The organism is Acinetobacter sp. YH16040_T, from assembly GCF_024605785.1.
In the GTDB taxonomy this organism is placed as follows: Bacteria; Pseudomonadota; Gammaproteobacteria; order Pseudomonadales; family Moraxellaceae; genus Acinetobacter; species Acinetobacter amyesii.
Window position 1 is genome coordinate 2883327 of the sequence record NZ_CP094541.1, and the last position, 13274, is coordinate 2896600.

Below are 13274 nucleotides of genomic sequence, written 5' to 3' on the forward strand. Positions count from 1 at the left end.
AAAGCGCCTTTCGGCGCTTTTTTTGATTCGATCTTATTTCCCTTGTTCCAAAGGAAGACCAGCATCACGAGCAGCACGCGTGCCGCCCATTAAGATTACATATTCACGTGAGCTGTCAAAACCCTCTAGTAACTCTGCTGCACGTGGAGCTTTACTTCCGCCACCACATAAAATGTAAATGGGTTGATCCGTTGACACCTGAGTCAGTGCATCTGATGACAATGCGGTGATCGGTTGGTTAACCGCACCTTTCACATGTGCCTCAGCATAAGCACTTGCATCGCGAACATCCCAGATAATCGAGTCTTCTGGGAACTCAAATGTTGTAATTTCTTGTTTACGGATCATTGCGCACTCCTTTTGATGTAAACAACACTTGGCAAATGAAGAAAACATCCCTAGCATCTCAGATATTCTTTCCCTTTGTAAAGGTCTAATCTATGCCTTCTTTTGATATTGTTTCCGAATTAGAAGTTTTTGAAGTAAATCATGCAGTTCAAAACACGCAAAAAGAAATTGCGACGCGTTTTGACTTCCGCGGTCATGACGTTTCAATTGAGTTAAATGAGAAAAATAAGGAAATCAAAATCTCAACAGAAAGCGATTTCCAATGTGAGCAAGTGTATACCATGCTCGAAAATCATTTCTTCAAACGTAAAGTCGACATTCAAGCGCTCGATCCACAAAAAATGACCGCTTCTGGTAAAAACGTCATTCAAGTGATCAAACTAAAAGACGGTCTTGACTCTGATACTGCAAAAAAAATCAATAAAGCCATTAAAGAAAGCGGCATTAAAGTGCAATCTTCTATTCAAGGCGACAAAATTCGTGTGACTGACAAGAAACGTGACACTTTGCAACAAGTGATGGCGTTCTTAAAAGAGCAACAGTTTGGTGTGCCGCTTCAATTTAACAACTTTAAAGATTAAGGCAGCACAACTGCCATTGAGGTCAATATGGCACGTCCAAATCGTCTAAATAAACTGGTCAAAGCAAGCTCTAAATTACCCAAAGGTATTCAAAGTCGTTTGCTCAGTCGAGCTTTTGGTCGTGTCGTGCCCATGGTTGGAACGGCTAAAATCCAATATCAACATGTCAGCCCTGAGCGTGTTGAGGTGAGCATCGCCAATCATAAGGCGATGCAAAACCATATCGGGCAAGTACATGCCTGTGCCATGGCGCTGATCGCAGAAACAGCCACAGGTTTTGTCACAGCAATGAACGTCCCTGATAGCGCCATTGTCCTAATTAAAAGTTTCAAAGTTGATTTTAAACGTCCAACCCAAGGTGGGATGAAAGCCATCGCAACGCTTACACCCGAACAGCAACGACAAATGCAAAGCACAGAAAAAGGTGAAACCTTAGTACAGGTCTTAGTCACCGATGAATCTGGTGAAGCACCGATTCAATGTGAAATGCTTTGGGCGTGGGTGGCAAAATCCGCTCTGAAAAATAAATAAATGTAAATAAAACTTACTTTTAGGTAAGTATAAGTTTTACCAAATTTCAGCAAAATCAAGACTGTTTTTTACTATTTATACGCAGTAATTCCGCTCAATATGCTTGCACGACACAAATATATTGAGCACTTTATGAAAAAAATCATTCCCCTTTCACTCATCAGCCTGGTGGTGTTTTTAACTGCATGTCAAAGTACTATTCCTGCAACGCCAACGACTCCAACACAAACAGCTGAAAGCAATATTCAAACCAGCCAAGCAGCGGAAAATAAGAAAATCGTGATTGATTTTTATGAAGGTGTCTTTCTTAAACATCAGGTTAAGACATATGCTGACCGATATATTGGCAATCAATATATTCAACATAATCCGCATGTACCTGATGGCAAAGCGCCTTTTGTCGGTTATTTCATCCAGTATTTTAAACAAAATCCTGAAGCAAAAAACCAGATCAAACGTGCCGCTGCCGAAGGTGATTTGGTCTATTTACATGTGCACTCTACGCAGAATAATCAAGACCGTGGAGAAGCGATTATTGATATCTTCCGTGTTGAAAATGGCAAGATCGTCGAACATTGGGATGTGCAACAAAGCATTCCTGAAACCAGTGCCAACTCAAACACGATGTTCTAATTTCTTGGTCACTATTCATAAAAAAGCCACTCGATTGAGCGGCTTTTTTATTGCGTCTAACTTTAATTAAGCTTGATCTGCAGCAAATTTAGCTTTTGCATCCGCAGGAATTTGACGCTTAGCACCTTTCACATCGACAGCGACAAATGTAAACACACCTTCAGTCACACGAATTGGATCGCGTGAGCTGTCATGACTATCCCAAACTTCAATCTGCATTTGGATAGAGGTATTACCCACTTTTAAAATTTTGGTATATACACTGATGACATCCCCGACTTTCACTGGAACGAGGAAGGTCATTTGGTTAATTGAAATCGTTGCACAGCGTCCTTGACTGAAACGCTCTGCGTGAATTGCACCGGCCAAGTCCATTTGTGACACGATCCAACCACCGAAAACATCACCACTCCAGTTGGTGTCTGCAGGCATCGCGATGGTTTGTAGGGAAAGCGTTCCTTCAGGTTTTACATGAGTTTCTGACACTTTAGCTCCTGGCGCTGACATTTATTGAGGTAGATTTAACTGCTGGTTGAGCCATTGTTGTAACTCACCAGCACGCATTGCACCACTTATTCTAGCAATTTCGTTGGTTTTATTCATCAAAACCAGTGTAGGAATACTACGAACATTAAATGCACCGCTCAATCGAGGGTTTGCTTCGGTATCAATTTTGGCAAAAACCACCTTCGGATTTGATTTTGCAACTTGTGCAAAGTGTGGCGCCATCATCTTACATGGTCCACACCACTCAGCCCATAAATCGATCAGCACAGGTAAATCACTATTGCTAATAAAATTTGCAAAGTTCTTTTCATTCAACTCGATGGGCGCCAATGGAATCAATGCTTGGTGACATTGACCACATGCAGGTCCAACTTCGAGTTTTTCTTCAGGTACACGGTTTTTTGCACCACATTCAGGACACACAACGATCATTTAGCTGACTCCAACATGTTGATGTAAAAATTCTAATTGGGTTGCCATGGCTTTTTCAAACCATTGCCCATGATAAATATCAAAATGTTGCATTTCCCACTCATAATACTGCACATACGGTGCAATATTGGTCGCAGTTTCACGGCTTGATTCGATGGGAATCAAACTATCTTCTTTGGCTGCAATAAAAAGTACTGGTATACTAATTTTACGTACATCTAATATTGGGCGATAACGGATTAACTTAAAAAAGGCCCGAGCTGGAATTTCGCCACTCCAATAAAAATCAGGATTGACAAGCGATAAATAGCCGGCATAACTATCTTCAGACTGTAAAAAACACAATCGATGTGGATGAACTACAGGTAAAGTCGTTGGACTCATCCCAACTTTAGACCCCATATAGTCCTGACTCGATAATTTTAACGCTTTAGGTAATTGCTGTAAGGGATACAATTTTGCACTTTCAGCGCCGTCGACAAATGGGACTTGTACCATCACCGCTTTAATATTTTTAAGCTCTGCCGCCAAACTAAGTACATAGCCACCACTCAGCGATGTTCCCCATAATACAATGCGTCTCGAATCAATCGATTTACGCTGCTGTAAATGATCGATCATGGTCCGCCAATCTTCAAGTTGAGCTTTAAGATTCACCAACTCTCTCGGACGCCCTGTACTGCCACCCCAATAGCGATAATCAAACAACACGACAGCATAACCCGCTTGTACAAAGCGTTTTGCATATTGCACTAATTTAAATTGGCGTAATGCCGCTAAACCATGTGCCATGAGAATGACTGCAGGTTTTTCAACAGATTTTGGACGATAAAAGTCAGCAGCTATAACATCTTGTCCGCTTTTGACATACAGTGGTTCGACTGTATAGGCGTGCATACGCGCTCCATTGCGTTATTTTATGGTTGTAATCGCTTATAAAAATTTAAGAACATTCTGCTCAAGTTTGTGCTTAATGCTATCATAAAGCATAAATCTATGAATTAAATTATGGAGTGACTCAATGAGCGAAAATGTTGGTTTTGCAGGTCAAATCGGCCCAGAACATGTAGCGCAAGTGGTTGAAAAAGGCTTTAAATCGATTATCAATAACCGCCCTGACATGGAAGGTGGTCCGGAGCAACCAACCAGTGCTCAAATTGAAGAAGCAGCTCGTAGCGCTGGTTTAGACTATGTTCATCAACCTGTTGTTGCAGGTCAAATTTCTGAGCTAGATGTCCGTAACTTTGCTAATCATTTTAATGAATTGCCAAAGCCAGTGCTCATGTTCTGCCGTACAGGTAATCGTTCAAATAACCTATATCAACTAGCAAAACAGATGGATCTTTTGGATGACTAAGGCTTTCATTCAAAAAGCTTTATTGATCGCAACTTGCGTCTTTTCAGCACCTACATATGCAGATAATAACAGTCAGCCCTTAAATGCAAATTTAAGTGTCTCTGGACAAATGACCACAGATAAGTTTTCAAGTTTACTCAAACAACTTAAATTTAAATCTGTAATTGTGAATCGACCAGATAGTGAGGCGGGCAATGAAGTGACTGTTTTACAGTTACGAGGCATTGCGGAAAAGTCTCATGTGAGTGTTGTGTATCAACCTGTGCAAAGCGGTAAAATTTCTCAAACAGACGTGAAAGAATTTGCCAAATATTATAATGAGCTTCCTAAACCCATTTTGATGATTTGTCGCAGCGGCTCTCGTTCGACATCTCTTTTCAATCAAGCTAAGGCTCAAGGTTTGCTCAATGACTAAATTCGTGTTTACCGTTTTATTTACAACGTTGTTGCTAACAGGGTGTAATTCTATGAATGTACGTCCAACCGTTGGTGTAAGTGTCGGGACTGTACTATAAAATGACGAATATAAAGATGGCGCTATTTGCGCCATTTTTTATGTGTGGTATCTTGACGCAATATAACTTTTTCTATACATAAATAACTATTTTGGGGTACTTCATGAAATTCGTTCAAGGGACACTTGTACTTACTTTAGCCGCTATACTTACAGCTTGTGGTGGTGGTAGTGATGGATATTTTAATAACGAAGGAACAGATTCCTCTAATCAAAACAATAACAGTGGTGGTACAACAACCCCAGCTGAAACTGCAAATGCACAATTAAATATTCTAAAACGTGAAGGGCAATATTTATTCGGTAATTATGATCCTAACGATGCATCAACAGCAAAAGGCTATATTGATCATTCAATGGATACATTTGCACAAGGCCCATTACAATTAAGTTTAGATATTAGGAAAATAAATTTAAACTCATTTAAAATACCTATCACTACAGAGATAAATGTTTCTATTTAAGTAAGACTGACTATAGAGCATGTTATGTTTTTATTGGCGAAGATATTAAAGATATCTTACCGGGTTATGACAACTGGGATTTCGACATTACAGCTAATGATCTAAAAAAACATCAAATTACAGCATGATGAAGTGACACCAAACTTAGAAGAATATGAATCAAATACTCGCATTTACGTATTTGAAAATGAAAATGGAGATAAAAATTTCCATGATGTAACTATTACTGGTGCATTTGCTTATCCATTTCAACAGTCTTGGGGAATACAACAAACTCAACAAAAAAGGTTTGTTTTAATAAATGGTAATACAAGCGACTATAAAATTACCACAACAGCAATAGTTACGGATCCATCAACTGGTGAAGATATTGAACGTGAAGTTACAACAGGTGCAATTAGTATTTACAAAGATCTCTCTTCTCTCGATGGAGATTTATACAATATTCAATCTGGATCAGGATTTAATGTATTAATTAACGATAACCCAAATATTCCTTTTGCAGAACCAATTTCATTCGTATTAAACTCAACACCAGGTACCACAAGTTCAGCAAGTTATCGTGTGAAAGCTTCAGGAGAATAAGAACTAATTTTACCCAGCATCACAACAATTGATGGTACTCGAGTTGAGAATGAAGCCTCTAATTTAAATAGCCAGACATTTACTGGAAGCATTAAATTAACAGGGACAAACATTTTGAAATTTAAGCAAGCTACAAGTGGGAGTCTTAGTTTTGAACATGCTATTAATGGAATTACATTCAAAGGTTCATCTACTAATAATGCAGGAACTGTAAGTACAAGTTTAACATTACCTTCTGCTCTTAAATTTTAAGTGTAAAGAAATGCAATTAAACCCTCTAGACTGAGGGTTTTTTTATATATTTAATTATAATTATTTAAAATGAAATTTAGCAAATGTACGACATCATCATTATCGGTGCAGGAACAGCAGGCATTTCAGCCTATAAAGAAGCAATCAAAAAAACACAGAATATTCTTATCATTAATGATGGTCCTTGGGACACCACCTGTGCACGCGTCGGTTGCATGCCAAGTAAAATACTCATCTCTACTGCCAACCGTATGCACGAAATTGGAAATGCAGATAATTTAGGCCTTGATGTCAAAAGTGAAATTGATACATCTAGAGTCATGCAACATGTTCAAACTTTACGTGATCGTTTTACACGAGCCACTTTAAAAGATGTTGAAAATTGGCCAAGCCAACATAAAATTTCAGGTAAAGCTGAATTTATTGATTCAAATACAATTCAAGTAAATAACCAAACATATCAAGCCAAGTCATTTATCCTTGCAGTAGGTACTACTCCTGCTATAGATACTGAACAAAAACAAATATTAGGCGACAAATTAATTACATCCGATCAAATATTCGAATTAGAACAACTCCCTAAATCTGTCGCAGTTATTGGAAGTGGCGTGATCGCTTTGGAATTAGCTCAGGCTTTAACACGGCTTAATATAAACACAACCGTTTTTGCACGTAGTCGAAAAATTGGTTCACTGAGTAGCCCTATATTGCAAAAGCTCGCACAGGAAGAATTAAGTAAAGAGTTAAAGCTAAAGTTTGAAATTTTACCTGAACATTACTCTGTTGAAGGCGATCTAGTTCATCTAACCTACACTGAAGAAAACGGACAAAAGACAATACAAGTTGACTATGTATTAGTTGCAACTGGCAGACGTACATTATTAAATACCTTAGGTTTAGAACTCATAAATGCAGAATTTAAAGATATTAAAAATTTGCCAATTAACCCAGATACAAAGCAACTAGCTGATTATCCAATTTTTATTGTCGGTGATGCACATACCAATACCCCTATCCAACACGAAGCAGCTCATGAAGGTAAATTTACAGTACAAAACTGTTTAAACTTTCCACAAATTAAATCCATCAAGACGCTAACCCCTCTAGGCATCTTATTTTCTACACCACAAATGGCAACTATTGGTCAAAGCTATAAGCAACTACAAGATAAAAACACAGAATTCGTCATTGGTTTCGTTTCTTACGAAAAACAAGGTCGTGCGATTGTTGCTGCTAAAAATAAAGGGGCTGCCGAAGTATATGTGGATACAATTAACCATACACTATTAGGAGCTGAGCTATTCTGTGCAGAAGCTGAACATTTAGCACATTTACTAGCTTGGATGATTTCAGAAGAACTAAGCATACATGAAATTTTGGATAAACCTTTCTATCATCCAACTTTAGAAGAAGGGTTAAGAACAGCATTAAAGCATGCACGACGTCAGTTAAGATAATTTTATCGTTCTATGTAAACTTATAGCGTTGGATATCCAACGCTTAATTTCCGTATCCCCCTCTATCTTTTTCCTTTCCCTTTTTCTTCGCACATAAAAAAACACCCCCTGAGATATCAGGGGGTGTTTTGAATAATGAGCTGGCGATGACTTACTCTCACATGGGTAACCCCACACTACCATCAGCGCTAAGAGGTTTCACTTCTGAGTTCGGGAAGGGATCAGGTGGTTCACTCTTGCTATTGTCGCCAGCACAACTGTTATGACTTTGCATTTGGTCTTATCTTTTCAGTGCCGTTGCTTGGTCAAATGAGTTATTAACAGATCATATCTAAGTTGCATATTTTGTTCTTAAGCGTTAACTAAATCAAGTTATTTTGCTTAATATCGAATCAATTGATGCTTTACATACAACTGTTTGGGTGTTGTATAGTCAAGCCTCACGAGCAATTAGTATTGGTCAGCTTCATGCGTCACCGCACTTCCACATCCAACCTATCAACGTCGTAGTCTTCAACGGCTCTTTAGTGGACATAAAGTCCAAGGGAAATCTTATCTTGAGGTAGGCTTCCCGCTTAGATGCTTTCAGCGGTTATCCCTTCCGAACATAGCTACCCGGCGATGCGACTGGCGTCACAACCGGTACACCAGAGGTTCGTCCACTCTGGTCCTCTCGTACTAGGAGCAGATCCTCTCAAATTTCCAGCGCCCACGGTAGATAGGGACCGAACTGTCTCACGACGTTCTAAACCCAGCTCGCGTACCTCTTTAAATGGCGAACAGCCATACCCTTGGGACCTGCTTCAGCCCCAGGATGAGATGAGCCGACATCGAGGTGCCAAACACCGCCGTCGATATGAACTCTTGGGCGGTATCAGCCTGTTATCCCCAGAGTACCTTTTATCCGTTGAGCGATGGCCCTTCCATACAGAACCACCGGATCACTAAGACCTACTTTCGTACCTGCTCGACTTGTGGGTCTCGCAGTTAAGCGCGCTTTTGCCTTTATACTCTACGCGTGATTTCCGACCACGCTGAGCGCACCTTCGTACTCCTCCGTTACTCTTTAGGAGGAGACCGCCCCAGTCAAACTACCCACCAGACATGGTCCTCGTCCCGGATAACGGGACAGAGTTAGAACCTCAATATTACCAGGGTGGTATTTCAAGATTGGCTCCACCGAAACTAGCGTCTCGGTTTCAAAGCCTCCCACCTATCCTACACAAGTAAGATCAAAGTTCAATGTCAAGCTGCAGTAAAGGTTCACGGGGTCTTTCCGTCTAGCCGCGGGTACACCGCATCTTCACGGCGATTTCGATTTCACTGAGCCTCTGCTGGAGACAGCGCCCCCATCATTATGCCATTCGTGCAGGTCGGAACTTACCCGACAAGGAATTTCGCTACCTTAGGACCGTTATAGTTACGGCCGCCGTTTACTGGGGCTTCGATCAAGAGCTTCGCTTACGCTAACCCCATCAATTAACCTTCCAGCACCGGGCAGGCATCACACCCTATACGTCCACTTTCGTGTTTGCAGAGTGCTATGTTTTTAATAAACAGTTGCAGGGGCCTGGTTTCTGTGGCTGCTCTCAGCTCAGGAAGCAAGTTCCATCACCAAAAGCAGCGTACCTTCTCCCGAAGTTACGGTACCATTTTGCCTAGTTCCTTCAGCAGAGTTCTCTCAAGCGCTTTGGTCTACTCGACCTGACCACCTGTGTCGGTTTCGGGTACGATTCCAGTGTAACTGAAGCTTAGAGACTTTTCCTGGAAGTATGGTATCAGCCACTTCACTGTACAAGTACAGCTTGCTGTCAGATCTCAGCATAGAGTACCCCGGATTTGCCTAAGATACATGCCTACTTCCTTTCACCTGGACAACCAACGCCAGGCTGACTTAACCTTCTCCGTCCTCTCATCGCATTACACTGAAGTATTGGAATATTAACCAATTTCCCATCGACTACGCCTCTCGGCCTCGCCTTAGGGGTCGACTCACCCAGCCCCGATTAACGTTGGACTGGAACCCTTGGTCTTTCAGCGAACGGGTTTTTCACCCGTTTTGTCGTTACTCACGTCAGCATTCGCACTTCTGATACCTCCAGCGGACTTCTCAATCCACCTTCATCGGCTTACAGAACGCTCCCCTACCACTTACACTAATGTGTAAATCCGCAGCTTCGGCATATAGTTTTAGCCCCGTTACATCTTCCGCGCAGGCCGACTCGACTAGTGAGCTATTACGCTTTCTTTAAAGGGTGGCTGCTTCTAAGCCAACCTCCTAGCTGTCTATGCCTTCCCACATCGTTTCCCACTTAACTATAATTTTGGGGCCTTAGCTGGCGGTCTGGATTGTTTTCCTCTTGACTACGGACGTTAGCACCCGCAGTCTGTCTCCCGGATAGTACTCATTGGTATTCGGAGTTTGCATCGGTTTGGTAAGTCGGGATGACCCCCTAGCCGAAACAGTGCTCTACCCCCAATGGTATTCGTCCGAGGCGCTACCTAAATAGCTTTCGGGGAGAACCAGCTATCACCGAGTTTGATTAGCCTTTCACCCCTATCCACAAGTCATCCCCTGGCTTTTCAACGACAGTGGGTTCGGTCCTCCAGTTAGTGTTACCCAACCTTCAACCTGCTCATGGATAGATCACCCGGTTTCGGGTCTACACCCAGCAACTAAACGCCCTATTAAGACTCGATTTCTCTACGGCTCCCCTAATCGGTTAACCTTGCTACTGAATGTAAGTCGCTGACCCATTATACAAAAGGTACGCAGTCACCAAACAAGTTGGCTCCCACTGCTTGTATGCATGCGGTTTCAGGATCTATTTCACTCCCCTCACAGGGGTTCTTTTCGCCTTTCCCTCACGGTACTGGTTCACTATCGGTCAGTCAGGAGTATTTAGCCTTGGAGGATGGTCCCCCCATATTCAGACAAGGTTTCACGTGCCTCGCCCTACTCGACATCATTATCTAAGCCCTTTCGCGTACAGGACTATCACCTACTATGGTCGCACTTCCCAGAGCGTTCCACTAAAGCTTAGATAACTTAATGGGCTTTTCCCCGTTCGCTCGCCGCTACTGAGGGAATCTCAATTGATTTCTTTTCCTAAGGGTACTGAGATGTTTCACTTCCCCTCGTTCGCCTCATAAACCTATGTATTCAGTTTATGATACCCGCCTTATAGCGGGTGGGTTTCCCCATTCAGAAATCTCCGGATCACAGGATATTTGCCGCCTCCCCGGAGCTTATCGCAGGCTATTACGTCTTTCATCGCCTCTGACTGCCAAGGCATCCACCACATGCACTTAATTACTTGACTATACAACCCCAAACAGTCGCCCATCTCCTACAAGTGAAGATGTTGCGTTGCGAACTTAATCGCCACAGTTAGAGTCTCGTGAACTTAATCACTGTACAGCTTCAATTAGATTCATATACCAAAACGCTTGATTCAGTTAATTTCGCTAGTAACTCATAGCTTTTATCTTCACATCACAGTAATAAATCACTGTTAGTGTTAATGTCAGTTATGAGTATGAACAAATTATTTCAACTCAAATATATTCTGTTAATGATTTTTCCAGCCTTCGTCAGGTCAGGAAACTGTGATAAATCACAGAGCTTAATAACAATGGAGCGAATCATACGCCACTTTGTTGCTAAGCTCTATAACCTAAACACTTGATCGCTTAAGGACTAAGCTAACAATCGTTTGATTGTTTATTTTAGCTTCGTTCTCTATACATTGCGTAGCAATGTATGGTGGAGACTAGGAGAGTCGAACTCCTGACCTCCTGCGTGCAAAGCAGGCGCTCTACCAACTAAGCTAAGTCCCCAGCTTATCAATAAGTCAATGTCTCTGATTTTCTGTTTGCTTCCGTATTTTATTCAAATACTTCGTTAGTCAGAATGGTGGGTCTGACAAGACTTGAACTTGTGACCCCACGCTTATCAAGCGTGTGCTCTAACCAACTGAGCTACAGACCCTCAGATACATCGTCATGAAGAACAACTTGTTGTGGATTCTTACCAATCGTCAATCTTTCGTTAAGGAGGTGATCCAGCCGCAGGTTCCCCTACGGCTACCTTGTTACGACTTCACCCCAGTCATCGGCCACACCGTGGTAAGCGTCCTCCTTACGGTTAGACTACCTACTTCTGGTGCAACAAACTCCCATGGTGTGACGGGCGGTGTGTACAAGGCCCGGGAACGTATTCACCGCGGCATTCTGATCCGCGATTACTAGCGATTCCGACTTCATGGAGTCGAGTTGCAGACTCCAATCCGGACTACGATCGGCTTTTTGAGATTAGCATCTCCTCGCGGAGTAGCAACCCTTTGTACCGACCATTGTAGCACGTGTGTAGCCCTGGTCGTAAGGGCCATGATGACTTGACGTCGTCCCCGCCTTCCTCCAGTTTGTCACTGGCAGTATCCTTAAAGTTCCCGGCTTAACCCGATGGCAAATAAGGAAAAGGGTTGCGCTCGTTGCGGGACTTAACCCAACATCTCACGACACGAGCTGACGACAGCCATGCAGCACCTGTATGTAAGTTCCCGAAGGCACCAATCCATCTCTGGAAAGTTCTTACTATGTCAAGACCAGGTAAGGTTCTTCGCGTTGCATCGAATTAAACCACATGCTCCACCGCTTGTGCGGGCCCCCGTCAATTCATTTGAGTTTTAGTCTTGCGACCGTACTCCCCAGGCGGTCTACTTATCGCGTTAGCTGCGCCACTAAAGCCTCAAAGGCCCCAACGGCTAGTAGACATCGTTTACGGCATGGACTACCAGGGTATCTAATCCTGTTTGCTCCCCATGCTTTCGTGCCTCAGCGTCAGTATTAGGCCAGATGGCTGCCTTCGCCATCGGTATTCCTCCAGATCTCTACGCATTTCACCGCTACACCTGGAATTCTACCATCCTCTCCCATACTCTAGCTTCCCAGTATCGAATGCAATTCCCAAGTTAAGCTCGGGGATTTCACATCCGACTTAAAAAGCCGCCTACGCACGCTTTACGCCCAGTAAATCCGATTAACGCTCGCACCCTCTGTATTACCGCGGCTGCTGGCACAGAGTTAGCCGGTGCTTATTCTGCGAGTAACGTCCACTATCTTTAGGTATTAACCAAAGTAGCCTCCTCCTCGCTTAAAGTGCTTTACAACCAAAAGGCCTTCTTCACACACGCGGCATGGCTGGATCAGGGTTCCCCCCATTGTCCAATATTCCCCACTGCTGCCTCCCGTAGGAGTCTGGGCCGTGTCTCAGTCCCAGTGTGGCGGATCATCCTCTCAGACCCGCTACAGATCGTCGCCTTGGTAGGCCTTTACCCCACCAACTAGCTAATCCGACTTAGGCTCATCTATTAGCGCAAGGTCCGAAGATCCCCTGCTTTCTCCCGTAGGACGTATGCGGTATTAGCATCCCTTTCGAAATGTTGTCCCCCACTAATAGGCAGATTCCTAAGCATTACTCACCCGTCCGCCGCTAGGTCCAGTAGCAAGCTACCTTCCCCCGCTCGACTTGCATGTGTTAAGCCTGCCGCCAGCGTTCAATCTGAGCCATGATCAAACTCTTCAGTTTAAAATCAATAGTACATATAGTGT

At 42.8% G+C, this 13274-nt stretch carries 10 protein-coding genes, 2 tRNA genes, 3 rRNA genes and 1 pseudogene; 7 read left to right on the forward strand and 9 right to left on the reverse strand.

Features of this window, described 5'->3' with window-relative positions; translation table 11 throughout:
• Window positions 1–33: 33 nt before the first annotated feature.
• Window positions 34–348: a rhodanese-like domain-containing protein gene (locus MST16_RS14125; RefSeq protein WP_078191315.1), complete on the reverse strand. Its 315-nt coding sequence runs from the start codon at window positions 346–348 to the stop codon at window positions 34–36.
• 92 nt (window positions 349–440) lie between these two features.
• On the opposite strand from MST16_RS14125, the gene MST16_RS14130 reads away from it, so the two are divergent.
• From MST16_RS14130 to MST16_RS14140, 3 genes are all read left to right on the forward strand, one after another.
• The gene (locus MST16_RS14130) at window positions 441–929 is read left to right on the forward strand and encodes a YajQ family cyclic di-GMP-binding protein (protein WP_078191316.1); all 489 of its coding nucleotides are present in this window, start codon (window positions 441–443) and stop codon (window positions 927–929) included.
• A gap of 27 nt (window positions 930–956) precedes the next feature.
• Window positions 957–1460 carry a DUF4442 domain-containing protein gene (locus tag MST16_RS14135; RefSeq protein ID WP_180012065.1) on the forward strand — a complete coding sequence of 168 codons (504 nt, stop codon included), beginning with the start codon at window positions 957–959 and terminating at the stop codon, window positions 1458–1460.
• A 132-nt stretch (window positions 1461–1592) separates the two neighbouring features.
• Window positions 1593–2093: an ester cyclase gene (locus tag MST16_RS14140; RefSeq protein ID WP_180012067.1), complete on the forward strand. Its 501-nt coding sequence runs from the start codon at window positions 1593–1595 to the stop codon at window positions 2091–2093.
• A gap of 66 nt (window positions 2094–2159) precedes the next feature.
• Here MST16_RS14140 and MST16_RS14145 read toward each other — a convergent pair whose 3' ends face one another.
• The 3 genes from MST16_RS14145 to MST16_RS14155 are packed head-to-tail and all read right to left on the reverse strand — an operon-like array spanning window position 2160 to window position 3929.
• On the reverse strand, window positions 2160–2579 hold the full coding sequence (locus tag MST16_RS14145; protein WP_078191328.1) for an acyl-CoA thioesterase: 420 nt from the start codon (window positions 2577–2579) through the stop codon (window positions 2160–2162).
• 21 nt (window positions 2580–2600) lie between these two features.
• A complete protein-coding gene (gene trxC, locus MST16_RS14150) occupies window positions 2601–3032 on the reverse strand; it encodes a thioredoxin TrxC (protein ID WP_078191319.1) in 432 nt (143 codons plus the stop codon).
• Entirely contained in the window at window positions 3033–3929 is an 897-nt protein-coding gene (locus MST16_RS14155; protein ID WP_180012069.1) for an alpha/beta hydrolase, read from the reverse strand. It abuts the gene before it with no gap.
• Window positions 3930–4053: 124 nt separating this feature from the next.
• On the opposite strand from MST16_RS14155, the gene MST16_RS14160 reads away from it, so the two are divergent.
• The 4 genes and pseudogenes from MST16_RS14160 (at window position 4054) to MST16_RS14175 (ending at window position 7661) form a co-directional block, all read left to right on the forward strand.
• On the forward strand, window positions 4054–4389 hold the full coding sequence (locus tag MST16_RS14160; protein ID WP_078191321.1) for a TIGR01244 family sulfur transferase: 336 nt from the start codon (window positions 4054–4056) through the stop codon (window positions 4387–4389).
• Entirely contained in the window at window positions 4382–4804 is a 423-nt protein-coding gene (locus MST16_RS14165; RefSeq protein ID WP_180012071.1) for a beta-lactamase hydrolase domain-containing protein, read from the forward strand. The genes MST16_RS14160 and MST16_RS14165 overlap by 8 nt, the downstream gene beginning before the upstream one ends.
• A gap of 203 nt (window positions 4805–5007) precedes the next feature.
• Window positions 5008–6204, forward strand: a pseudogene (locus tag MST16_RS14170) (hypothetical protein).
• A gap of 83 nt (window positions 6205–6287) precedes the next feature.
• The gene (locus MST16_RS14175; RefSeq protein ID WP_180012073.1) at window positions 6288–7661 is read left to right on the forward strand and encodes a dihydrolipoyl dehydrogenase; all 1374 of its coding nucleotides are present in this window, start codon (window positions 6288–6290) and stop codon (window positions 7659–7661) included.
• A gap of 138 nt (window positions 7662–7799) precedes the next feature.
• On the opposite strand, the gene rrf is transcribed toward MST16_RS14175, so the two are convergent.
• The 5 genes from rrf to MST16_RS14200 form a co-directional block, all read right to left on the reverse strand.
• A 5S ribosomal RNA gene (gene rrf, locus MST16_RS14180) occupies window positions 7800–7914 on the reverse strand.
• A 176-nt stretch (window positions 7915–8090) separates the two neighbouring features.
• Window positions 8091–10984: ribosomal RNA gene (locus MST16_RS14185) — 23S ribosomal RNA — on the reverse strand.
• Window positions 10985–11425: 441 nt separating this feature from the next.
• A tRNA-Ala gene (locus MST16_RS14190) sits at window positions 11426–11501 on the reverse strand.
• A gap of 74 nt (window positions 11502–11575) precedes the next feature.
• A tRNA-Ile gene (locus MST16_RS14195) sits at window positions 11576–11652 on the reverse strand.
• Between the two features lie 61 nt (window positions 11653–11713).
• A 16S ribosomal RNA gene (locus MST16_RS14200) occupies window positions 11714–13251 on the reverse strand.
• The 16S, 23S and 5S rRNA genes sit together here with 2 tRNA genes alongside, the layout of an rRNA operon.
• Window positions 13252–13274 lie beyond the last annotated feature (23 nt).